The 21,566-nt window shown below is 70.2% G+C and carries 19 protein-coding genes; 12 read left to right on the forward strand and 7 right to left on the reverse strand.

Going from position 1 to position 21,566, the window contains the following annotated elements:
• Positions 1-160: 160 nt before the first annotated feature.
• The 7 genes from glnT to NJE57_RS12150 all read left to right on the forward strand — a co-directional run bounded on the left by glnT (position 161) and on the right by NJE57_RS12150 (position 8,389).
• Positions 161-1,579: a type III glutamate--ammonia ligase gene (glnT, locus tag NJE57_RS12120; RefSeq protein ID WP_319028684.1), complete on the forward strand. Its 1,419-nt coding sequence runs from the start codon at positions 161-163 to the stop codon at positions 1,577-1,579.
• A 111-nt stretch (positions 1,580-1,690) separates the two neighbouring features.
• Positions 1,691-2,587, forward strand: a complete 897-nt coding sequence (locus tag NJE57_RS12125) for a glutamine amidotransferase (protein ID WP_319028685.1) — start codon at positions 1,691-1,693, stop codon at positions 2,585-2,587.
• Positions 2,588-2,707: 120 nt separating this feature from the next.
• Complete coding sequence (locus tag NJE57_RS12130; protein ID WP_319028686.1) at positions 2,708-3,502, forward strand: protein glxC; 795 nt, start codon at positions 2,708-2,710, stop codon at positions 3,500-3,502.
• Between the two features lie 90 nt (positions 3,503-3,592).
• Entirely contained in the window at positions 3,593-4,975 is a 1,383-nt protein-coding gene (locus NJE57_RS12135; RefSeq protein ID WP_319028687.1) for an FMN-binding glutamate synthase family protein, read from the forward strand.
• Positions 4,976-5,071: 96 nt separating this feature from the next.
• Positions 5,072-5,737 carry an XRE family transcriptional regulator gene (locus NJE57_RS12140; RefSeq protein WP_319028810.1) on the forward strand — a complete coding sequence of 222 codons (666 nt, stop codon included), beginning with the start codon at positions 5,072-5,074 and terminating at the stop codon, positions 5,735-5,737.
• Positions 5,738-5,894: 157 nt separating this feature from the next.
• Positions 5,895-7,172, forward strand: coding sequence for an allantoate amidohydrolase (locus tag NJE57_RS12145; protein WP_319028688.1), 1,278 nt, complete (start codon positions 5,895-5,897; stop codon positions 7,170-7,172).
• Between the two features lie 26 nt (positions 7,173-7,198).
• Positions 7,199-8,389: an FAD-dependent oxidoreductase gene (locus NJE57_RS12150; protein ID WP_319028689.1), complete on the forward strand. Its 1,191-nt coding sequence runs from the start codon at positions 7,199-7,201 to the stop codon at positions 8,387-8,389.
• Positions 8,390-8,395: 6 nt separating this feature from the next.
• Here NJE57_RS12150 and NJE57_RS12155 read toward each other — a convergent pair whose 3' ends face one another.
• Both NJE57_RS12155 and NJE57_RS12160 read right to left on the reverse strand, forming a co-directional pair.
• The gene (locus NJE57_RS12155) at positions 8,396-8,872 is read right to left on the reverse strand and encodes a hypothetical protein (protein ID WP_319028690.1); all 477 of its coding nucleotides are present in this window, start codon (positions 8,870-8,872) and stop codon (positions 8,396-8,398) included.
• Between the two features lie 99 nt (positions 8,873-8,971).
• Positions 8,972-10,330, reverse strand: a complete 1,359-nt coding sequence (locus NJE57_RS12160; protein WP_319028691.1) for an acyl-CoA dehydrogenase family protein — start codon at positions 10,328-10,330, stop codon at positions 8,972-8,974.
• A gap of 146 nt (positions 10,331-10,476) precedes the next feature.
• On the opposite strand from NJE57_RS12160, the gene NJE57_RS12165 reads away from it, so the two are divergent.
• The gene (locus tag NJE57_RS12165; protein ID WP_319028692.1) at positions 10,477-11,436 is read left to right on the forward strand and encodes a TIGR03620 family F420-dependent LLM class oxidoreductase; all 960 of its coding nucleotides are present in this window, start codon (positions 10,477-10,479) and stop codon (positions 11,434-11,436) included.
• Positions 11,437-11,496: 60 nt separating this feature from the next.
• Here NJE57_RS12165 and NJE57_RS12170 read toward each other — a convergent pair whose 3' ends face one another.
• Positions 11,497-12,024, reverse strand: coding sequence for a hypothetical protein (locus NJE57_RS12170; RefSeq protein ID WP_319028693.1), 528 nt, complete (start codon positions 12,022-12,024; stop codon positions 11,497-11,499).
• Positions 12,025-12,166: 142 nt separating this feature from the next.
• Between NJE57_RS12170 and NJE57_RS12175 the strand changes: the two genes are divergently transcribed.
• Together NJE57_RS12175 and NJE57_RS12180 are read left to right on the forward strand one after the other, a co-directional pair.
• Positions 12,167-13,585: an MFS transporter gene (locus tag NJE57_RS12175; RefSeq protein WP_319028694.1), complete on the forward strand. Its 1,419-nt coding sequence runs from the start codon at positions 12,167-12,169 to the stop codon at positions 13,583-13,585.
• A 105-nt stretch (positions 13,586-13,690) separates the two neighbouring features.
• Positions 13,691-15,223: an HNH endonuclease signature motif containing protein gene (locus tag NJE57_RS12180; RefSeq protein WP_319028695.1), complete on the forward strand. Its 1,533-nt coding sequence runs from the start codon at positions 13,691-13,693 to the stop codon at positions 15,221-15,223.
• A 67-nt stretch (positions 15,224-15,290) separates the two neighbouring features.
• On the opposite strand, the gene NJE57_RS12185 is transcribed toward NJE57_RS12180, so the two are convergent.
• From NJE57_RS12185 to NJE57_RS12200, 4 genes are all read right to left on the reverse strand, one after another.
• On the reverse strand, positions 15,291-16,064 hold the full coding sequence (locus NJE57_RS12185; protein WP_319028696.1) for an alpha/beta fold hydrolase: 774 nt from the start codon (positions 16,062-16,064) through the stop codon (positions 15,291-15,293).
• A gap of 151 nt (positions 16,065-16,215) precedes the next feature.
• Complete coding sequence (locus NJE57_RS12190; protein ID WP_319028697.1) at positions 16,216-16,761, reverse strand: polyketide cyclase; 546 nt, start codon at positions 16,759-16,761, stop codon at positions 16,216-16,218.
• A 154-nt stretch (positions 16,762-16,915) separates the two neighbouring features.
• Entirely contained in the window at positions 16,916-19,174 is a 2,259-nt protein-coding gene (locus NJE57_RS12195) for a catalase (protein WP_319028698.1), read from the reverse strand.
• A 181-nt stretch (positions 19,175-19,355) separates the two neighbouring features.
• A complete protein-coding gene (locus NJE57_RS12200) occupies positions 19,356-19,595 on the reverse strand; it encodes a zinc-ribbon domain-containing protein (RefSeq protein WP_319028699.1) in 240 nt (79 codons plus the stop codon).
• Between the two features lie 90 nt (positions 19,596-19,685).
• Here NJE57_RS12200 and NJE57_RS12205 point away from each other — a divergent pair, with 90 nt between their 5' ends.
• Both NJE57_RS12205 and NJE57_RS12210 read left to right on the forward strand, forming a co-directional pair.
• On the forward strand, positions 19,686-20,996 hold the full coding sequence (locus tag NJE57_RS12205) for an AI-2E family transporter (protein WP_319028700.1): 1,311 nt from the start codon (positions 19,686-19,688) through the stop codon (positions 20,994-20,996).
• The gene (locus tag NJE57_RS12210) at positions 20,996-21,523 is read left to right on the forward strand and encodes a hypothetical protein (protein WP_319028701.1); all 528 of its coding nucleotides are present in this window, start codon (positions 20,996-20,998) and stop codon (positions 21,521-21,523) included. The genes NJE57_RS12205 and NJE57_RS12210 overlap by 1 nt, the downstream gene beginning before the upstream one ends.
• Positions 21,524-21,566: the final 43 nt, after the last annotated feature.

Below are 21,566 nucleotides of genomic sequence, written 5' to 3' on the forward strand. Positions count from 1 at the left end.
CGCGGCCGGACGTCAATTGCCCCTGCGCCGTCGCATCTCCGGAACCAGCTGTACGCGAGCCCGTATGGCGTCCAGAAACCCGTAACGCAGCGGTAACCAACCAGCGGTTTATTGGCAGTACATTTTGATCACCACTCAGAAACTCGGGTCAGGAGAAGTCATGACAGTCACCGCAGACCCCTCCGTCGGGGTCGCCGACCACGCGAACGGAGCCGAAGTCGAACCGTCGTTCCCGTCGGCCGCCTCGACCGCGGCCGTCGGATCCGCTCCCGGCACCCTCGTCCGGCTGGTCGCCGACTCCGGGACGCGATTCGTGTTGGCCGTGTTCACCAACCTCCGCGGCAAGCCGTGCGCCAAGCTCGTCCCGGCCTCCGCTGTCGACCAGCTGGAGGCCGGCGAGCTCGGGTTCGCCGGGTACGCCGCCGATGCGATCGGCCAACAGCCCAGAGACCCCGACCTCCTCGTCGTCCCCGATCCCAGGTCCTTCACCTCGCTGGACTTCATCAAACCCGGACTCGCCCTGGTGCACTGTGACCCCTGGGTCAGCGGGGAGCCGTGGCGCTTCGCGCCGCGCGTGATCCTCGGTCGGATGCTCGCCGACGCCGCCCGCGACGGGCTCGAGCTCAAGGTGGGGGCAGAGGTCGAGTACTTCCTGGTCCGTAAGAACGCGGACGGTTCCCTGCGTACCGCCGACCCGAAGGACGACGAGTCCCACCCGTGCTACGACGCCCGCGGCGTGACCCGGATGTACGAGCACCTGGCCGGCGTATCCGACGCGATGAACGTCCTCGGCTGGGCCAACTACGCCAACGACCACGAGGACGGCAACGGGCAGTTCGAGCAGAACTTCGCCTACGACGAGGCGATGGTGACCGCCGACCGGGTGATGACGCTGCGCTACATCATCTCCATGCTCGCCGAACAGCGGGACATGATCGCCACCTTCATGCCCAAGCCGTTCTCCGACCGCACCGGATCGGGGATGCACCTGCACATGTCACTGTGGCGCGACGGGGACCCGGTCTTCCCCGCCGCCGAGGAGGACCCGTACGGGCTGGGGCTGTCGCCCACCGCGTACTCCTTCATCGCCGGGGTGCTGGCACACGCCTCGGGCATGCACTCCGTCCTGTGCCCCACGATCAACTCCTACAAACGTATCGGGGCTCGCACCACGGCGTCCGGGGCCACATGGTCGCCCACCGACGCGACCTACGGCGGCAACGACCGCACCCACTACCTGCGCGTACCCGACGGGAACCGCGTCGAGCTCCGCGGCGGTGACGGCTCGGCCAACCCCTACCTCGCCGTGGCGGTGCAACTGGCCGCCGGTCTCGACGGCGTGCGCCGGGACCTCGACCCGGGCCCGCCGGCCACGGTCACCGACGCCACCCACAGCCTGCCGCCGACCCTCCTGCACGCCGTCGAGGAGATGCGCCGGGACGAGGTGGTCCGGGCCGCACTCGACATCGGTGGCGACGGGGTGGCCGAGTACTACGCCGACCTCAAACGCGAGGAGTTCATCTCCTGGCACAACACCGTCACCCAGTGGGAGATCGACGAGTACCTCACCGCTCTGTAACCCACGCCGAGCCACGCCGAGCCACGGCGGGCCACGCCTCGCCACGGCCGACTGGCCACCCACCACCTACCCGGTCCACCCCCGGACCCACCACATCCCCAGGAGAAGCCCATGTGCGGCATCGTCGGACTCCATCTGCGCGACCCGGACCTCGAACCCCGGCTCGGCGACCTGCTCACCACCATGCTCGGCGAGATGACCGACCGGGGCTCGGACTCGGCCGGCGTCGCCGTGTACGGCAACGCCGACTGGACCCCGCCTGGATCGGCCAACGTCACCGTCCTGGCCGACGGCGTGGACGCGGCGACCCTCGCCTCCCGCATCGGCGCCCACCTCGGTCGGCAGGTCGGCGGCCGTGACCTGGGGGCCACCGTCCTCCTGACCGCGGACACCGGGGCCGAGACGCTCGCCTCCGCCGTCCGGGAGGCCGCCCCCGACGTGGTCCTGGTGGGCATGGGCGGCGAGCTCGCCGTTCTCAAGGGAGTCGGACTGCCGCTGGATCTGGCGACCGGCTTCGGACTCCCGGGGGCCTCCGGTTGGCAGGGCGTCGGACACACCCGGATGGCCACCGAATCCGCGGTCACCCCGGCCGGCTCGCACCCCTTCTCCGTGGGCCCGGACCAGTGCATCGTCCACAACGGATCCTTCTCCAACCACGCCTCGGTGCGCCGTGAGCTGGCCCGGCGAGACATCCACTGCGACACGCTCAACGACACCGAGGTCGCCGCACGGTTCGTGGCGGAACAGATCGCCCACGGCGCGGGCATCGACCAGGCACTGGCAGAGATGGCCGGGGTCCTCGACGGCTTCTACACCCTGTTGGTCTCCACGGCCGAGGAGTTCGCGGTGGTGCGCGACCCGATCGCCTGCAAGCCGGCGGTGATCGCCGAGACCGACCGATACGTGGCGATGGCCTCGGAGTACCGCGCCATGGCGCACCTTCCGGGTATCGCCGACGCGCACATCTACGAACCCGAACCAGGGCGCGTCTACCACTGGCACCGCTGAGGCAGACCCCTCGTGCGGTTCGGAAACCGTGCCCCGATCCCGTGCCCCGAACCCGTGCCCCGAACCCGTGCCCCGAAACTGTGCCCCGAACCCCGGCCGCCCCCCAAGGAAGGAAGAACGATGACCGCCACACCGGAACAGGCTCTCGCCCTGAAGACCGCAGACCCGCAGACCGCAGACCCGGAGACCGCAGACCTGAAGACAGCAGACCCCGGCCCGGACGAGCGGTCCGCCTCCCGGCGCGAGATCGACGTCCGCGACTCCGGACTGCGGGAGACCAACCGGACCCTCCAGGACTCCGACGGCACCGGCCGGTTCCTGCTCACCGAGCCCAGGGGGGCACACGCGCTCGCCGTGGGACTGGATCAACCGGACGAGGTGGTGATCGACGGGCCCACCGGGTACTACACGGCCGGGATGAACGACGGTGCCCACGTGACGGTCCACGGGAACGTGGGGGTCGGGGTCGCCGAGAACATGATGTCCGGGACGGTTCGGGTCCTCGGGTCGGCGTCCCAGTCGGCCGGGGCGACCGCGCACGGCGGCCTGCTGGTGATCAGCGGTGATGCCGGTGCCCGGTGCGGGATCTCGATGAAGGGGGTCGACATCGTCGTCGGCGGTTCGATCGGCCACATGAGTTGCTTCATGGGCCAGGCCGGCCGCCTGGTCGTCCTGGGCGACGCCGGTGACGCGCTCGGTGACTCCCTCTACGAGGTCCACATCTACGTGCGGGGGCGGGTCGCCTCGCTCGGCGCCGACTGCGTGGAGAAGGAGATGAGACCCGAGCACCACACCGAGCTGGAGGACCTCCTCGAGCGGTCCGGTGTCACCGGCGTCACCACCGGCGAGTTCCGGCGCTACGGCTCGGCCCGCACCCTCTACAACTTCGACGTGGACAACGCCTCGGCGTACTGACCGTCACCCCAGACCGCGACATCCGCCCGCAACACCCGCCCGCCACATCCGCCCGCCACATCCGCCCGCGATTCCCGACAGGAGCCCGACATGCCCTTCGACGGACACACCAGTGTCGACCAAGCCACGCACGCACACCTCGCGCCGAGGGGCGACGACCCGACGCTGCGCGAATCCGCCACATTCCCCCGCGCGGTGATCAACGAGATCCAGCGCGCCGCCGCGACCGGGATCTACGACATCCGCGGCTGGGGAGCCAAGCGCAAGGTCCCGCACTTCGACGACCTGCTCTTCCTGGGCGCGTCGATGTCCCGGTACCCGCTGGAGGGCTATCGCGAGCGTTGCGGCACGGACATCACGCTCGGCACCCGCCACGCCGCGACACCACTGCACCTGGACATCCCCGTCACCATCGCCGGGATGAGCTTCGGCGCCCTGTCCGCCCAGGCCAAGGAGGCCCTGGGCCGCGGTGCCAGCGCCGCCGGCACGTCCACCACGACCGGCGACGGCGGCATGACGACCGAGGAGCGCGGGCAGAGCTCGAAGCTCGTCTACCAGTACCTTCCTTCGCGCTACGGGATGAACCCCGTCGACCTGCGCAAGGCCGACGCCATCGAGGTGGTGCTGGGCCAGGGCGCCAAGCCCGGGGGCGGCGGCATGTTGCTGGGTCAGAAGATCTCCGACCGGGTGGCGCAGATGCGGACCCTGCCCCTGGGGATCGATCAGCGGTCGGCGTGCCGGCACCCCGACTGGACGGGCCCCGACGACCTCACCATCAAGATCCTCGAACTGCGCGAGATCACCGGCTGGGACAAGCCCGTCTACGTGAAGATCGGTGCCACCCGCACGTACTACGACGTCAAGCTCGCGGTGAAGGCCGGCGCGGACGTGGTCGTGGTGGACGGCATGCAGGGCGGGACCGCGGCCACCCAGGACGTGTTCATCGAGCACGTGGGTATCCCCACGCTCGCGGCGATCCCCCAGGCGGTTCAGGCCCTCCAGGAAATGGGAGTGCACCGTGAGGTGCAGCTCATCGTCTCGGGTGGCATCCGCTCCGGTGCCGACGTGGCCAAGGCCATGGCGCTGGGTGCGGACGCGGTGGCCATCGGGACGGCGGCGCTCATCGCGTTGGGGGACAACGATCCCCGGTACGAGCAGGAATACCGCGACCTGGGTTCGGCGGCCGGGTTCTACGACGACTTCCAGGACGGCCGTGATCCGGCCGGCATCTCCACCCAGGACCCGGAGCTGGCGCGTCGACTGGATCCGGAAGCAGCCGGTCGACGCCTGGCCAACTACCTGCACGTACTCACGATGGAGGCGCAGACCATTGCCCGGGCGTGCGGCAAGTCGCACCTGACCCACCTCGAGCCCGACGATCTGGTGGCGTTGACCATGGAGGCCGCCGCGATGGCACGAGTACCTCTGGCCGGGACCGACTGGATCCCCGGACGCGCGGGACGGGAGCTCTAGGTGACCGTCGCTGCGGGGGCCCGGGCGTCGGCGCCCACCTCGACGTCTGCGGGTGTGGGCTTCCACCGGGAGGAAACCATGACTACCGTCGAGGGCATGGGAGCCGGACAGGACAACGCGCGGAGGGTCGTCCACCAGGAGGCGCCGCGTGAGCTCCCGGTGGACGTGCCCACGGGCAACGATCTCGAGAGGATCATCGGTTTCCACGTCCGGAGGTTGCGGCAGGCCGAGGGCCTCGGGGTGGCCGAGATGGCGCAACGGATCGGCATCTCCAAGGCGATGCTCTCCAAGATCGAGAACGCGCAGACGTCCAGCTCCCTGAGCATGCTCGCCAAGCTCGCCGCCGGTCTCGACGTCCCGGTCACCTCACTGCTCCGCGGCGCGGACGCGAGGCGCGACGCGGTGTTCACCGCCGACGGGCAGGGCGCGACGATCGTCGGCCGTGGCACCTCGGCGGGACACGTCTACGAGCTGTTGGGGGCGCTGCGGGGACCCAACAAGCGGATCGAACCGGTATTGGTGACCCTGACCGCCGAGTCGGAGACCCATCCCCGCTTCCAGCATCCCGGCACCGAGCTGCTCTACATGCTCTCGGGGGACATGATCTACCACCACGCCGAGTCGGAGTACCGCCTCCGCCCGGGAGACTCGTTGCTCCTCGACGGCGAGGGGGTCCACGGACCGGTCGCGATGCTGGAGCTCCCGATCCGGTTCCTCTCGGTGACGGCCTACCCGGACGGCGTCGACGGCGTCGACGGCTGAGCCCACCCGGCTCCACGGGACCGCTCGACCACCGTTCCGCTCAACCACCGCTCCGCCCACCACCGGCACTCCGGCACCTCCCTCCACGACGGCCCCGTCGCCGGGACGTGGCACACCCATCCCATCTCCACCCTTCGACACCTCCGAGGAGCCCGCCATGACGGCACCGGCACCCACGACCGTCGCCTCGCTGATGTCCGCGATCGCGGACGTCGGCACCGACCCGATCAGGGGCGGGTACAGCCGCCCCGTCTACTCCACCGCGGAGCTGGAGCTGCGCGAGTGGTTCCTGTCCGAGGCGGCCGCCCGCGGTCTGGAGACCGAGACGGACCGCAACGGGATCATCTGGGCGTGGTGGAATCCGGCGGGACACCCGTTGGAGGGTGCCGTCGTCACCGGAAGTCACCTGGACTCCGTGCCCGGGGGCGGGGCCTTCGACGGACCTCTCGGCGTGGCGTCGGCGCTGGTCGCGATCGACCAGCTGGAGGCCCGGGGTCTGCAGCCGCGACGAGCCCTGGCACTGACGGTGTTCCCGGAGGAGGAGGGGTCCCGTTTCGGGCGGGCGTGTCTGGGTTCGCTGCTGCTCACCGGGGCGATGGACCCTGCCACCGCGGCGGCACTGACCGACGACGACGGCACCACCTACGCCGAGCTGTGCGCGGCCAACGGGCTGGATCCGGCGCGCCTGGGGCGTGACGAGCAGGCGCTGCGGCGGATCGGGCGGTTCGTGGAACTGCACGTGGAGCAGGGTCGCGGCCTGATCGACCTGGACGGCCCGGTTGCGGTGGCGTCGTCGATCATCGGGCACGGCCGCTGGCGGGTGACCTTCACCGGCCAGGGCAACCACGCCGGCACCACACTGCTGGCGGATCGCCGGGACCCGATGATCCCGGCCGCCCGCACGGTCCTGGACGTCCGGCGGATTGCGCGCGTCCATCGGGGGGCCAGAGCCACCGTCGGGCGGATCGTCCCCACCCCGGGCGGAACCAACGTCATTGCCTCCCGGGTGGACCTGTGGCTGGACGTGCGTCATCCGGACGACTCCGTGACCGCCCGGATCGTCCACGAGATCACGGAGGCGGCCTCGATGGCGGCCGCGCACGAGGGCTGCGGGATCACGATCGTGCAGGAGTCGCTCAGCGGCTCCGTCGCCTTCGACCCGGCGTTCCGTGACCGACTGCTCGACGAGCTGCCCGGGGTCCCCGTCCTGGCGACCGGTGCCGGCCACGACGCGGGTGTACTGGCCGCCCACGTCCCCACCGCCATGCTGTTCGTCCGCAACCCGTCCGGGGTGTCGCACTCCCCGGAGGAGCACGTGGAGGACGCCGACGCCGAGCGGGGTGCCGATGCCCTGGCCGATGTCCTCGCCGACCTGCTCACCGCCGACCACCTCCCCGCCGACCACCTCCCCACCAAACACCTCCCCATCAGCTGATCTCACGAATCCGGAGAGCGATTCCCATGACAGACACCGTGAAGTACCTCATCATCGGCGGCGGCCTCGAGGGGCTGTCCATCGCCTGGAACCTCGCCGAGCGCGGGGAGACCGACGTGCTCGTGGTGGAGAAGGACACCCTCTGTTCCGGGATGACCGGCAAGTCCAGCGGCATCGTCCGCTGCCACTACGGCTCGCCCACCATGGCCGCGCTGAGCTGGCACAGCATCCCGGTGTTCGAGAACGCGGGCGAGCTGCTCGGTGACGATGTGGCGTTCCGCCAGTGCGGGTACGCCGTGATCGTCGGCGAGGAGAACCTGATCCCACTGCGGGCCAACGTGGCGATGCAGCAGAGTCTGGGGATCGAGACCGAGATCATCGCGCCGGACCGCATGGCGGAGCTGTGGCCCGGCCTGAACGTCGACGACGTGGCGGCGGCGGCGTGGGAACCCCGCGGTGGTCGGGGGGAGGCCTACATGACGGGGATGGCCTTCGCCGCCGCCGCACGAGGGCGAGGGGTGCGGGTGCGGCAGAGCACCCGGGTCACCGCGCTGCTGCGGGGTCGCGGCGACAGGGTGGTGGGGGCGGAGTTCGCCGACGGCACCCGGGTGTACGCCGACCAGGTGATCCTCGCGACGGGGGCGTGGGCACCGCAGTTGGGCGCAGGTGTCGGGCTGGACATCCCGGTCAGGGCGCAGCGCGCGCAGCTGGTCCTGGTGGACCAGGGCGAGCCGCTGGAGCAGGTCCCGACGCTGTCGGATCTGGTCGGTCTGCAGTACCTGTGCCGTGAACCCAACGGCGAGATCCTGGCCGGGAACTCCGATCACCAGGCGCCGCAGTACATCGACCCCGACTCCTATTCCAACCGTGCCGACGCATCGACCGTGGAGAAGGTGGTCGAACGGCTGATGCACCGTCTGCCCGGCATGCCTGATCCGTCGATCACCGGCAGCTACGTGGGAGCGTACGACACCACCCCGGACTACAACCCCGTCATCGGCCCCTCGCCTCTGGACGGACTGTTCCTCGCGGTGGGGTTCTCCGGCCACGGGTTCAAGATGGCACCGGCGGTCGGGCGGCTGGTGGCCGAGTTGCTGCTCGACGGGACGACGACGATGACGGGCGTCGACCCGGCCGACTGCCGACTCTCCCGTTTCGCGGAGGGCAGCCTCACCACCAGTCTGAACCCGTACGTGGGCGCCGGACAGATGCGGTGATCCCGCTCAGTTCTCGCGGAGTGCGTCCGTGCACCGCAGGCGCAGCTTCTCGAGCTGTTCGCCGTGCTCGACGGCGCGCTGCACCAGGGCCTCCAGCGTGGGACGGGGCAATCGGGGATCGCCGATGTCGAGCAGGGCCCGGAATCCGAGTTCCTTGCCACGCACCGCGATCGTGAGCGCCTCCAACTCGAGGAGATCGCTGAGCGGCGATCGCTCGGCGAACCGTCGGTTGGGCTTGAGCTGCCCGAGCTTCTCCGCGGCGCGGGCGGGGAGGTCCTTGAGCATCGACGGGGACGTCCCCGCCAGCGTCATGAGTTCCTCCTGGGTCCGCAGGTCCTCCTCGGTCTCGTCGCCGATGCGGGACACGACGGCACGGGTCTCGGGATCCTCGTGGTCGGCGGCGACCCGCCGGAAGAGGTCCACCCCGGCAGCGGCACCGGCGTGGTGGTCCTGCATGTACGTGTGCAACAACTCGGTGGCCATACGGGCGACGGTACGGCCTCTCCGCAGCGGGGCAACCGCTCTCCGCTGCGGGGCAACCGCGCGACGTCGGGACCGGCATCCCGTTCGTCCACCAGCCGATCAGCGCGCGAGCAACCCCTTGGCGATGTGCGTCACCTGGATCTCGTTACTGCCCGCGTAGATCATGAGCGACTTGGCATCGCGGGCGAGCTGCTCGACGCGGTACTCGGCCATGTACCCGTTCCCGCCGAACAACTGCACCGCCTCCATCGCCACGTCGGTGGCGGCCTCCGAGGAGTACAACTTCATCGCCGACGCCTCCGCGAGCGAGAGAGGCTTGCCCGCCCGCGCGCGCTCGATGGAGTTGAAGACCATGTTGCGCACATTCATCCGCGCCACCTCCATCTTCGCCAGCTTGAGCTGGATCAGCTGGAAGCGCCCGATCTCCTGGCCCCAGAGGGTGCGCTCGCGGGAGTAGTCAACGCACAGCCGGTGGCACTCGGAGATGATGCCCAGCGCCATGGTGGCCACCCCGATCCGCTCGGCGGTGAAGCTCGACCGGGCCGACTCGCGTCCGTCGCCCCCGCGTCCCTCCTCGGACTCGCCGAGCAGCCGGTCGCGGCCGAGGCGGACGTTGTCGAAGAACAGCTCGCCGGTCGGGGAACTGTGGAGTCCCATCTTCTTCAGCGGCGCGCCCTGCGTCAGGCCCTCCATTCCCTTGTCCAGGACGAACGTCAGGACCTTGCGGTCGCGCTTGTCGGCGTCCGAGGCCGGGCCGGTGCCTGACCCGCCCTCGTCGAGCTTGGCGTAGACGATCATCACGTCGGCGTAGGGGCCGTTGGTGATGAAGGTCTTCTGGCCGTTGAGGATGTAGTCCTCGCCGTCGCGCCGCACGTAGGTCCGCATGCCGCCGAAGGCGTCCGAGCCGGAGTCCGGCTCGGTGATGGCCCACGATGCGACCTTCTCCATGGTCACGATCCCCGGCAACCAGCGCTCCTTCTGCGCCAGCGTGCCGCGGGAGGCGATCGTGGTGGCGCCCAGTCCGAGGCTCACGCCCAGCGCGGAGACCAGACCCATGCACGCGCCGGCTGGTTCACTGGTCACCACGGCCATCATGGAGTCCCGGTTCTCGAGGGCGCCGCCGGAGTCGCTGTCCTCGTCGTCGTCCTCCCTCCCGCTGCCGGAACCGCCGCCGCCAGTTCCGCCACCGCTGGTTTCGCCGCCGCTGGTTTCGCCACCAGCGGTTCCGCCCCCGGCCGCCGCGCCGACCGTCTCCCTCGTCCGCTCCCTGGCCAGCATCTTCTCGACCCCGTCCCGGGCCATGGAATCGATCCCGAACTCGGCGAACAGCTTGCGGATGATCGGGTACGGCGGAATCTCACCGCTCTCCAGGGCATCGATCTGGGGGCGGATCTCCTTGGCGATGAAGGCGCGCACGGCGTCGCGGATCATCAGGTCGGTCTCGGACCACTCGTACATCGGCGTCTCGTCTCCTCGGTACCCGGGGCGTGTCGCGCAGCACTGCAACACGTGTCAACTCAGTGTGTCGCGGTCGGGGCGGCGGGCGCGGCCGTTTGGGACGAATGGCGACGCGGCACAGGTAGGGGTCGGGCACACTCGGGGACATGAGTGCTCTCCAGGACAGCGCATCCCACCGAGTCCGCCACCACCCTGCAGGTCGCGAGCAGTTGGGCCGGGTCGGTCTGTGGACCGGTTCGCTCGAGGGGGTCCCGCCCGCTCGGATCCCTGACCTGCTCGGCGAGCTCGACGACCAGGGTTGGGGCTCGCTGTGGTTCGGCGAGGCCGTCGGCCGTGAGGCGTTCACCGCCGCGCAGCTGTACCTCGGGGCCACGCGTCGGATGGCCATCGGCACGGGGATCGCCAACATCTACGGACGGGACGCCTCGGCGGCGGGCGCCGCGGCCCGCACCATCGAGGCAATGCATCCCGGTCGATTCGTCCTGGGCCTCGGCGTGTCCCATGCCCCGCTGGTGGAACGCCATCGGGGCCACAACTACGGGCGCCCGCTCTCGGCTATGCGCGAGTACCTCGACGCGCTCGACCGTACGCAGGCGATGGCTGCGGGCGAAGAGACGATGCCACCGGTCGTCCTCGCGGCGCTCGGTCCCAAGATGCTCGAGCTGTCCCGGGACCGCACCGCCGGTGCCCACCCGTATCTCACCCTCCCCCAGCACACCGCTCGGGCGCGCGAGATCCTCGGCGGCACCGGGGAGGACGGGCCGGCCCTGGTCGTGGAACACGCCGCGGTGGTCACCGCAGGTGTAGAGGACGACGACGAGGTGTGGCGGTCACGGGCTCACGACCATCTCAACGTCTACACCGGGCTGCCCAATTACCGGAACTCGTGGACCCGCCAGGGATTCGACGAGTCCGACTACGTCCGCGGCGGCAGCGACCGCCTCAAGGAGGCCATGGTGACCCGCGGGATCGAGGCCACCAGGGCCCGGGTGCGGGAACACCTGGACGCCGGCGCCTCGACCGTGTTGGTCCAGGTGCTGGGAGAGAACATCATGGTCCCGCCGGTCGAGGACTGGCGACTCGCCTCCGAGGGGCTCCTGGACTGAGGTCCCCTCCTCGACCGGCGGGCTCCTGGACTGACGGCCCCTTCTCGACCGGCGGGCAGGTCAGCCGTCGTAGGCCACGGTGTCGACGACGATCGGTCCCGCCACGGCTCCGCCGGTGGTGGTGAGTCGGTATTCGACCCGGCCTGCTCCGGTGGGAATGATCGCGTCGTACGGGTGCGCGATCGGATCCGGGACCCCGAGGGAGATCCGCGGGTGGGGGATCTGCGCGACCTTCTGGCCGGTCGTACCGTTGTCGAGATTGCGCCACGAGAGCGTGGCGGTCACGTTGCACGGGCCCACCCCGACCACGGCGAAGGCCCAACTGACGCTGGCTGAACCGGGGTAGCCGTCACCCTGGAGAGAGGTGGACACGGCACCGGCGCACGCACCCGTGGGGGATCCGCCCCAGGCGACCAGTCGGTTCGGCGCCGGCAGGAGTTGTGTGAGGGCCTCGGAGGACCCCTGGGCATTCGCGGTGGCCGGGGCCGAGAGGACTCCGACGGCTGCGACGGCCGTGGCGGCGATGGCCGTCGTCACGGTAGCGGTGGACCGGCGGGCGACCCGCCGGGACGTGCCAGTGGTGTTCACAGCAGTAATGGTGGCACCGGAGCGGGCCGCGGACAAGGCCCGGCGGCGAGGGCGGTCGGGGGCAGACGGTGTCGGGCGCGAGGAGAACGGGTTCGACACCTGTCTGTAATGTCCGTCGAAAGGGACTCCGAGAGGACATGGGATGGGTTCAGCAACGCGCGGCGGAGACGCCGTACGCACGGAGGAGAACGGGCTCATCGCGGTCCTGGCCTTCGGTGGGATCGTCATGTCCCTCAGTCAGACGCTGGTGATCCCGCTGCTGGGGATGCTGCCCTCGATCCTGAACACGTCGGCGACCAACGCCGCGTGGGTCGTCACCGTGACCCTGCTCGCGGGTGCGGTGGCCGGGCCGGTCATGGGCCGCCTCGGTGACCTCTACCCCAAGAAGTACGTGCTGATCGGTTGTACCGCGGTGATGGTCGTTGGCTCGGTCCTGTGCGCGCTCGCCACCTCGTTGTGGCCGATGCTCATCGGTCGTGCACTGCAGGGGGTGGGGATCGGCGTGATACCCATCGGCATCGCGACGATGCGCGAGGTGTTGCCCGCGGTTCGACTCGGGCCGTCGATCGCCCTCATGAGCTCGTCCCTGGGTGTGGGCGGTGCGCTCGGGCTCCCCGCGGCCGCAGCGCTCGCCCAGTACGGCTCCTGGCAGTGGATGTTCTGGGGTACGGCGGTCCTCGGTCTGGGGATCATCGCGATGATGGCCCTGCGGATCCGGTCACTTCCTGCCGCGAAACCCGACGGAACGCTGGACGTGGTCGGGGCCCTGGGTCTTGCGGTGGCCCTGATCTCGCTCCTGTTGGCAGTGTCCAAGGGGGCCGACTGGGGATGGGGGTCAGCGTTGACGCTCGGCCTGTTCGCTCTGGCAGCCCTGGCGTTCCCCGTGTGGGGGTGGTGGGGCATGCGGCACTCGTCGCCGCTCATCGACCTCCGCGTGGCGGCGCGCCGGCCGGTGCTGATGACGAACATCGCGTCGGTGCTGGTGGGGATGGGTTTGTATGCCCAGCTGCTCGTCATGCCGCAGATACTCCAGCTGCCGGTGGCCACCGGTCACGGTCTGGGCCAGTCGATGGTCGCCATGGGGTTGTGGATCGCACCCGGCGGGTTGGCCATGATGGCCGTCTCGCCCATCAGCGGTCGGCTCATCTCCACGCAGGGCCCCAAACCCACTCTCATCCTGGGGTCGTTGGTGATCGCGACGGGTTACGCCTCCGCCCTCTTCCTCATGGGGTCGACGTGGGGCGTCATGCTCGCGGCGATAATCACCAGCGCCGGCGTCGGGTTGGCCTACGGGGCCATGCCCGCGCTCATCATGGCGTCGGTACCGCACTCCGAGATGGGGTCCGCCAACAGCGTCAACACGCTCATGCGCTCGATCGGCACCACGACGGCCGCCGCGGTCCTCGGGGTGATCCTCACGCAGATGTCCATGGACTACGAGGGGTTGTTCGTGCCCACCGAGACGGGGTTCCGCGTGGGCCTTCTCCTCGGTTGCGGCGTCGCGCTGGCGGCTGCAGCCGTCGCCGCGGTGATCCCGCCCCCCTGGGCCACGGAGGACTGACCGGACCCGCCGGGGGCTCACCCTCCAGCCGTTGCGTGATCGTTACCCAAGACGCTTCTGTGTTCGATAGAATCGAACACAGAAGCGATCGGGCGGGGAGGCGTAATGGTCGGCGGTTCCAGTGGCGGAGGCGGGGCGGACGCGGCTGATGCCGTGGCTGCCGAGGCTCTCGCCGCTGAGGTGCTGTTCGCCGAGAACCGCGCGGCTGCTGCGCGATGCCGGGGCGTCCAGGCCCTCTTCGAATACCACGAGCGGCAGGTCGAGGCTCGGCTGCGGGAGATGGGCCCGGGAGAACCTGACTGGTCGAGGCTCGATCCCGTCGATCACGCGTGCCAGTCGCTGGTAGCCACCACCGGCATGACGTACTCGCGGGCGAGTGACGTGGTCCGGCTGGCCGTGGACGTGCACGCCTGGGCCCCCGCGGTGCTGGAGGCCATGGAATCGGGACTGCTGTGCGAGCGCATCGCCATGCTGCTGTGTAGCCGGATCAGGGATGTGGACCCCTCCCTCAGCCACGAGGTGCAGGCTGCGGTCGTCGAGGACTATCTCGAGCGACTCCGTAGAGGAGAGCGGCCCAACCGGAGGACGATCTCCCGTCACGCCGATGGCGTGGTCGCGAAGATCGATCCGGAGGGCGAGGCCGAGCGTCGACGCGAAGCCGCCTTCGGTCGGGGTGTGCGATTCCGCAGGGAGGACCGCGGGATGTGCACCATGACCGCCCGCCTGCCTGCAGCCGCGGGAGCGGTGCTGGCGGAGAGGATCGACGCCTTCGCGGGAAAGGCGGCACCCGGTGACCGCCGTAGCCTCGCGCAGCGGCGCGCCGACGCGCTGGTGGCGATGGCCACCGGAGACCATGTCGTGGTGGACCCCGACGCCGGGGATCGCGGCACATCAGCCCCGGGTTCTGCGAACCCCACTCCTGCGGGCGCCCGCGGTCCAGTCGCAGGTGAGGGTGCGCGCACGGGCAAAGCTGGCCAGGGTGAGGACGACCCCGCGCCCGCGCCGGTGAACGTCTCGCCGCTACTGCGCCCGCGTGTGACCGTGATCGCCAACGGGGTCGGAGCGCCGCATCTGGAGTTCGCCCGGACGGGAGAAGCAGCGCTCGAGACCCTCACCCGTCTGCTCGACTCCGCCAAGGGCGCGACCTTCGAGCTCGTGGACACGCGACCGGGGACCCACGATGGCGGGGAGAGCGCGTATCGCTATCGGATCCCGCCGGACCTGGCGCGACGAGTCCGGATGAGGGACGGGACCTGTCGACATCCCGGGTGCGCAGTTCCGGCGGACGCCTGCGACATTGATCACATAGTCCCCTTCAACCACTCTGATCCCAGTAGCGGCGGGCTGACCATCGAGAAGAACCTGATGTGCATGTGTCGGCGACACCATCGATACAAGACGTTCTCCGATGCCAGTTACGAATACTTCGACGGCGGGCGAATCAGGATCCGGTTCGGACGACATGTCCTGACCACCACTCCCACAGGTCCGCTGGCGCGTGCTCGTGGGTTCGTGACCACCCCGGTGCCCGAACGACCCCACCGGCCACCCGGGAGTACGTGGGACACCGGTGCCGGGACCGGCCCGGGGGGCAGCGGGCGGCGTGGTGATCACGACGACGATCCGCCGCCGTTCTGATCGCGCCGGGTTCTGATCGCGCCGGGTTCTGATCGCGCCGGGCCGTGTTACCGGCCCGGCCGCGGGTTCAACCCTGGGCGCGGGCGATGATCTCCGCGGCGAGATCGTCGGGGCGCTCCTCCGGGATCCAGTGGCTCGCACCGGTCATCTCGACGAACCGGTAGTCGGCGTCCACATAGCCGGCGGTCCGCTCCGCACCACCGCGGCCGAGAGCCGGGTCGCGGTCGCTCCAGACGAAGGTCGTGGGCACCCGGACCCGAGCCGTGGATCCCTTGGGTGAGGCGAAGGGCAGTGCCCGGTACCAGCCGAGTCCACCGGGAATAGCACCGTCGGCGACCACCTCGCGGTGGAAGCGCTCGATCATCTCGGGCGTCATGCCCATCCCGGCGAGGGCGCGTTCCGGTCGCTTGCCGCCTGAGGTGAGCACCCGCTCGGGTATCCACGGCAGTTGGAAGAAGCCGATGTACCAGGAGCGCAACAACTGGTCCGAGAGGAACATCGCCTTCAGGAAAGCCGCGGGATGGGGCACGGACACCGCGGTGAGGGTGCGGACCCGGTCGGGATGAGCGCTGGCCACGCCCCACGCCACCGCGGCGCCCCAGTCGTGGCCGACGACGTGGGCGGCCTCGAGATCGGCGCTGTCGAGCAGGGCGACCACATCCGCGACGAGTTCCGGTAGCCGGTAGGCCCGCCGGCGCCGGGGACGGGCGGTGGAGCAGTACCCGCGCTGATCCAACACCATCGTGCGGAATCCGGCGGAATGGAGCCGCGGCACCACCTGGTCCCAACTGCTCGTCCGCTGAGGGAAACCGTGGAGGAGGACGACGGGCTCGCCGTCCACCGGGCCGGAGTCGATCGCCCGGAACCGCAGACGGCCTCGGGTGAAGGAGATCTCCTCCGACCGCGGCGGCGCCGCAGGCGGGCGCGGTGGTTGGGGCGGTGGTTGGGGCGGGTGCTGCGGCTGCTGGTGAGTCGGGCCAGTGATGTTCGGATCAACCACGGACGTACCCTCTCCGGACGGCCCTCTCGAGGATGCCCAGTGTCGCTTTGAGTGCTGACGCGTCCAGGACCGGGAGGATGCCGGAGTCGCGCCACTTGGGATGTGCGTCGGACCAGTCGTAGTAGCTCACGACCTCGGTCAGGGGCCCGCTCTCGTCCCCGTCGCTCGGGAGTGGAGCGAGGCGGTATCCGTAGGTGTGGCCGATGGGCGGTTTGATGGTGCCGTCGATGGTCCAGGCTATCTCGACGTCCGGCTCGAACCGGGAGATGATCACGGTGACGTCGTACCGGCCGAGGTCGTAGTCGCCGAGCGACTCCCGGTCCATGTGGACGACGAACCGGTCGCCCCGGGCGGAGACCGCCGGCCCCTCCGCGGACTGGAGCATCCCGGAGGAGTCGATGGCCACGTGACCGTCGGGATCGCAGAGCACGGCGAACACCCGGTCCGGCGGCGCCGCGATGACCCGACGGGCCTCGAGGCGGAACCCGGGGGTGGCGTCGTCGGCGCTGGACGAGCTGGTCGCTTCGCTGTCCGTCATGCCGTCGACGCTACCCCCGGGCATCGGTCCGTCGCCCTGTTCCGGGCGATCGGAGCCGCTGTCAGCTGTGCACTGTCTCCTCAGCCGTGCACTGTGTTCTTAGCCGTGCACTGCGTTCTCAGCCGCGCACAGTGTTCTCAGCTGCGCGCTGCCATCAGATCCGTGCGGGATCCGGCCGGTCCCACGCGCGGTGGGTGGCCAGCAGCGGCTTGAGCGCGGGCAGGACGCCCGACGCCTCGTCCACCGCCACGACGCCGGGGGTGTCGGCGGTGAGCCCGAAGTCGGCGAACCGATCGATCGGCGCGAGCGAGGCGATCGCCTTCTTGTGGCGGAACATCTCGCTGATCAGCACGTCCGTGTTCGGGTGGGCGGGCAGGTCCACCACGACCAGGGCGTCGAACTCGATGGACCGCTGGGTGCGGTAGGTGCGCGACACCGTGACCGTCTCGGGATCGTCCGGATCGCCGCCGCTGAGCTTGCCGCCGGACGGGGCGATCACGAGCGGGACCATGTCGTCGTCGAACACGGCCTGCTCCAACGCCTTGACCGCGGCGACATCGGAGGCCTCGGTGACGAGGATCCCGATGAGGCGCCCGTCGGAGGGCCACTCGCGCCCGATCTGGGAGAGCGCGGGGCTCGTGACGACCTCGGCCGTGGGGACCTTGGCGGGCGCCGGGAGACCGAGACCGGTGGCGACGGTGACGGCGAGGTCGTGATCGATGTGGGCCAGCTGCTCGACCTGGCGGGTCTTGATGTTCTCCTCGTAGCACTTGCCCAGCTCGAAGGTGTACGCGCCGGCGACGTGCTCCTTCTCCACGTCCGTCAGGCTGTTGTAGAACAGCGTCGCCTGCGAGTAGTGGTCGTCGAACGTGGCCGGGGCGTCCCGCACCACCTGCGCGTCGGCGATGTGCTGCGCCACCTCGACCAGGGCGCCGTCGTCGGCACCGGCCAGGAACGGGCAGCCCCCGTCGAGACTGTTCGGCTGGTACGGAGCCACACCCACGTGGTCGGCGGTCTGGTGCATGCCGTCACGCAGCATGTCGTTGACCGGGGCGTGCGGCCGGTTGATGGGAAGCTGCCCGAAGTTCGGTCCGCCCAGCCGGGAGATCTGGGTGTCGAGGTACGAGAACAGCCGGCCCTGGAGGAGCGGGTCGTTGGTCACGTCGATGCCCGGCACGAGGTGGCCGGGGTGGAACGCGATCTGCTCGGTCTCGGCGAAGAAGTTCTTGGGGTTGGCGTTGAGCGTCATGATGCCGATCACCTGGACCGGCGCGAGCTCCTCCGGGACGAACTTGGTCGGGTCGAGCAGGTCGATGCCGTGGAACATCTCGCTCACACCGTTCTCGTCGACCGTGTCGGGGAACACCTGGATCCCCAGATCCCACTTGGGGAACGCACCCGCCTCGATGGCGTCGGCCAGGTCGCGGCGGTGCAGGTCCGGATCCATGCCGGCCGCGATCTGTGCCTCCTCCCACAGCAGCGAGTGCACGCCGAGGTGGGGCTTCCAGTGGAACTTGACCAGGTTCGTCTCGCCGGCGGCGTTGATCAGCCGGAACGTGTGGACGCCGAAGCCCTCCATCATCCGGTAGGAGCGGGGGATGCCCCGGTCGGACATGTTCCACATCGCGTGCGCCTGGCCCTCGGTGTGGAGGGAGACGAAGTCCCAGAAGGTGTCGTGCGCGCTCTGGGCCTGCGGGATCTCACGGTCCGGGTGGGGCTTGCCGGCGTGGATGACGTCGGGGAACTTGATCGCGTCCTGGATGAAGAACACGGGGATGTTGTTGCCGACCAGATCCCAGGTTCCCTCCTCGGAGTAGAACTTCGTCGCGAACCCGCGGGTGTCTCGGACGGTGTCGGCGGAACCGCGCGAACCGAGGACGGTGGAGAAGCGGACGAAGACCTCGGTCTCCTTGCCCTCCGCGAAGAGCCCGGCGCGGCAGACGCTCGCGGCCGCGCCGTTGGCCTCGAAGACACCGTGTGCACCGGCGCCGCGGGCGTGGACCACGCGCTCCGGGATCCGCTCGTGGTCGAAATGGGTGATCTTCTCGCGCAGGTGGTGGTCCTGCAGGAGGGTCGGGCCGCGGCGACCGGCCTTCTGCGAGTGATCGGTGTCCGAGACCCGCGCTCCCTGGGCGGTGGTGAGGAACTCGCCCTGCTGGCGGGCCGCGTCCTCGGAGTCGGCGGACTCGGCACCGGTGGGACTGAACGGAGTCGCGCCCTTCTGGTCCGGCTTGGGGGGCAGGGGGCCGGTGGGGTCGGTGGGCTCGGCGAGTGACGGCGGCTTCGGGGCCGGGACGCCGGGCACGACGTCGCCGGCGCCGACGACCTCGTCGGCGAGCTTGCCTGCGGCGTCGGCGACCTTCTTGGCCGCGGCTCCGGCCGTCTTGGATGCGGACGATCTCTTGTCGGACATGTGACTCCTCCGGTGGTTGCGTGTGAGTGCACGGGCGTCACACCGACTGTTCCACTCCCAGCGGACTACGCAACCAGTCGCGCGGGAGGTGGGTGAGGAGTACGCTCCGGCGGCGCCCGGAGCTGCCCCGGCCGAGCCGAGCACCGGTTCACTACCGGCTCACTACCGGCTCAGTGCCCGCTCAGTACCCCCCGGCCAGGATCCGGTCGGCCTCACCGCGGTTGATCTTCGTGCGCCGTCCGCACGCCGTGCAGGTGGCGACATAGGTCGACCCCAACGGGATGAGCGGGATGAAGAAGACGGAGAACGCGCGCTTGTCGCGGTCCACCCGCTGGGCGGCCCGGTTGCCGCAGTGCGGGCAGGTCGCCTGGGCCAGGCCGAGGTTCCGGCTGGAGTTGCGGAACCCGAAGATCAAGAACATGGGGCAAGCCTGGCAGTGTGGCCGGGACAGCGCACCCGGTGAGCCCGAAGGCGACGTCGCCGGAGGCCGGGGGCGCATAAGGTGATCCTCATGACGACCCCGGTATCCCACGGCGACGGCGCCGGTCCGGCCGCGATCACCCGAGCTGATCTGCCGTACCCGGTGGTGCTGGCGGCGGCGTGGTCGGCGTGCCTGTTGCTGATCGCCGGAGGCGGCTGGATCCTCGGACAGGCGATCGGCCGGCTGTCGGTGATCATCGCGCCGATCGCCATAGCGGTGTTGCTGGCCGCCATGCTCCGGCCCCTGGTGGACCGCGTGCCGGCGCGGGTCCCGCGGGCGGGGGCGGCCCTCGTCGTCGTCGTCGGGGTCCTGGTCCTGGTACTCGGGGCGCTGGCGGCCGTCACCACCCAGCTCGCCACCGGGGTGCCCGCGATGCGGGACAAGCTCAGCAGCGGCACCGACGCCGCCCTGCAGTGGCTCGAGGAGGGGCCCCTCCACCTGACGGCCGACCGCCTGCAGGAGGCCGTCGTCCAGGTGCGTGCGTGGCTCGAGTCCCACTCGGAGGCCGTGGCCGCGGGAGCGGTCCAGTTCGGACACACCGCCGTCGACGCGGTAGCCGGCCTGCTCATCTGCCTGGTGTCGCTGTTCTTCTTCCTCTACCACGGCGAGAAGCTGTGGGAGTTCTTCCTCCGCTGGTTCCCGCGGGCGAGCCGGGGGCAGGTCGACCGGGCGTTCCGCCACGGCTGGGGCAGCCTCGGTGCGTACACCCGGACCCAGCTCACCGTCGCCGCCATCAACGCGACCGGGGTCGGCCTCGGTGCGCTCGTCCTCCGTGTGCCGTTCGTGATCCCCATCGTCGTGGTGGTGTTCCTCGCGTCCTTCGTGCCCATCGTCGGCACCCTCGTCGCCGGCATGATCCCCACCGCCCTCGCCCTCGTGGACAGGGGACTGGTGATCGCCATCGCGATGTTGGCGATCGTCCTGGTGGTCCACCAGGTGGAGTCGCACCTGCTGCAGCCCATCCTCATGGGTCACGCCGTGGCGCTCCACCCGCTGGCCGTGATCGTGGTGGTGGCCTCGGGGACCTACCTGTTCGGCGTCGTGGGCGCGCTGTTCGCCGTGCCCGTCACCGCCATGGTCAACACCGTGGTGCGATACCTGTCCGATGGTGGGGGCCCGGGCGGTGGGGGGTCGGGCGGTGGACGTTCGGGCGGTGACGGCCCTGGCGGGGGTTCGGATGGTGGCCCGGATGGTGGCCCGGATGACAGCCCCGGCGGGGGGCCCGGGCTGGTTCCCGACCGCACCGAGGTCTCCGGACCCGATGACGACGAGTCCACCGTGTCCGACGAGTCCACCGTGTCCGGTGGCGATCCCGCCGCCCGGTCCGGTCCGCAGACGTGATGGGACCGGCGAGGTCCCCGGGGGCCGGTGGCACGGGCGGCTCCGAATCCGCCGTCGAGGTGGTGCGCTCGAGCGTCATCGCCGCGCCCCGCGAGCAGGTGTGGGCACGTGTCGTGACCGCCGAGGGCGTGTCCGACGAGTTCAGGCCGCTGCTGGCCATGCGGTTCCCCACGTCCCTGGAGGGGGCGTCCATCGCCGATGTGCCGCTCGGTCGACCGGCCGGGCGGGCGTGGATCCTGCTCGGCGGGGTGATCCCGCTCGAGTACGACGACCTGGTGATCACCGAACTGGAACCGCCCCGCCACTTCCAGGAACGCTCGAGCCTGGGCTCCTGTCGGGTCTGGGACCACCGCCGCGAGCTCGAGGAGCTACCCGACGGATCGACCCGCGTCACCGACACCCTGCGGGCGGTGCCCCGTGCGCTCGTGCCCCGACCGGTCGTCCGTGCGGTGGTCGGCGCGCTGTTCGCCCACCGGCACTCGCGGCTCGCCAGGGCGTTCCCGCGCGAGTGCGACGCGGGAGTGTGACACGGGAGTGTGATAGGGAGAACTGCCCGGAGGGCGGTCGATG

The organism is Dietzia sp. PP-33 (assembly GCF_033790845.1).
Lineage (GTDB): Bacteria > Actinomycetota > Actinomycetes > Mycobacteriales > Mycobacteriaceae > Dietzia.

Coding starts and splice junctions, on each gene's coding strand:
- glnT (WP_319028684.1), top strand. CDS start 161: ATGACAGTCACCGCAGACCCCTCCGTCGGGGTCGCCGACCACGCGAAC.
- NJE57_RS12125 (WP_319028685.1), top strand. CDS start 1,691: ATGTGCGGCATCGTCGGACTCCATCTGCGCGACCCGGACCTCGAACCC.
- NJE57_RS12130 (WP_319028686.1), top strand. CDS start 2,708: ATGACCGCCACACCGGAACAGGCTCTCGCCCTGAAGACCGCAGACCCG.
- NJE57_RS12135 (WP_319028687.1), top strand. CDS start 3,593: ATGCCCTTCGACGGACACACCAGTGTCGACCAAGCCACGCACGCACAC.
- NJE57_RS12140 (WP_319028810.1), top strand. CDS start 5,072: ATGGGAGCCGGACAGGACAACGCGCGGAGGGTCGTCCACCAGGAGGCG.
- NJE57_RS12145 (WP_319028688.1), top strand. CDS start 5,895: ATGACGGCACCGGCACCCACGACCGTCGCCTCGCTGATGTCCGCGATC.
- NJE57_RS12150 (WP_319028689.1), top strand. CDS start 7,199: ATGACAGACACCGTGAAGTACCTCATCATCGGCGGCGGCCTCGAGGGG.
- NJE57_RS12155 (WP_319028690.1), bottom strand. CDS start 8,872: ATGGCCACCGAGTTGTTGCACACGTACATGCAGGACCACCACGCCGGT.
- NJE57_RS12160 (WP_319028691.1), bottom strand. CDS start 10,330: ATGTACGAGTGGTCCGAGACCGACCTGATGATCCGCGACGCCGTGCGC.
- NJE57_RS12165 (WP_319028692.1), top strand. CDS start 10,477: ATGAGTGCTCTCCAGGACAGCGCATCCCACCGAGTCCGCCACCACCCT.
- NJE57_RS12175 (WP_319028694.1), top strand. CDS start 12,167: ATGGGTTCAGCAACGCGCGGCGGAGACGCCGTACGCACGGAGGAGAAC.
- NJE57_RS12180 (WP_319028695.1), top strand. CDS start 13,691: ATGGTCGGCGGTTCCAGTGGCGGAGGCGGGGCGGACGCGGCTGATGCC.
- NJE57_RS12190 (WP_319028697.1), bottom strand. CDS start 16,761: ATGACGGACAGCGAAGCGACCAGCTCGTCCAGCGCCGACGACGCCACC.
- NJE57_RS12195 (WP_319028698.1), bottom strand. CDS start 19,174: ATGTCCGACAAGAGATCGTCCGCATCCAAGACGGCCGGAGCCGCGGCC.
- NJE57_RS12200 (WP_319028699.1), bottom strand. CDS start 19,595: ATGTTCTTGATCTTCGGGTTCCGCAACTCCAGCCGGAACCTCGGCCTG.
- NJE57_RS12205 (WP_319028700.1), top strand. CDS start 19,686: ATGACGACCCCGGTATCCCACGGCGACGGCGCCGGTCCGGCCGCGATC.
- NJE57_RS12210 (WP_319028701.1), top strand. CDS start 20,996: ATGGGACCGGCGAGGTCCCCGGGGGCCGGTGGCACGGGCGGCTCCGAA.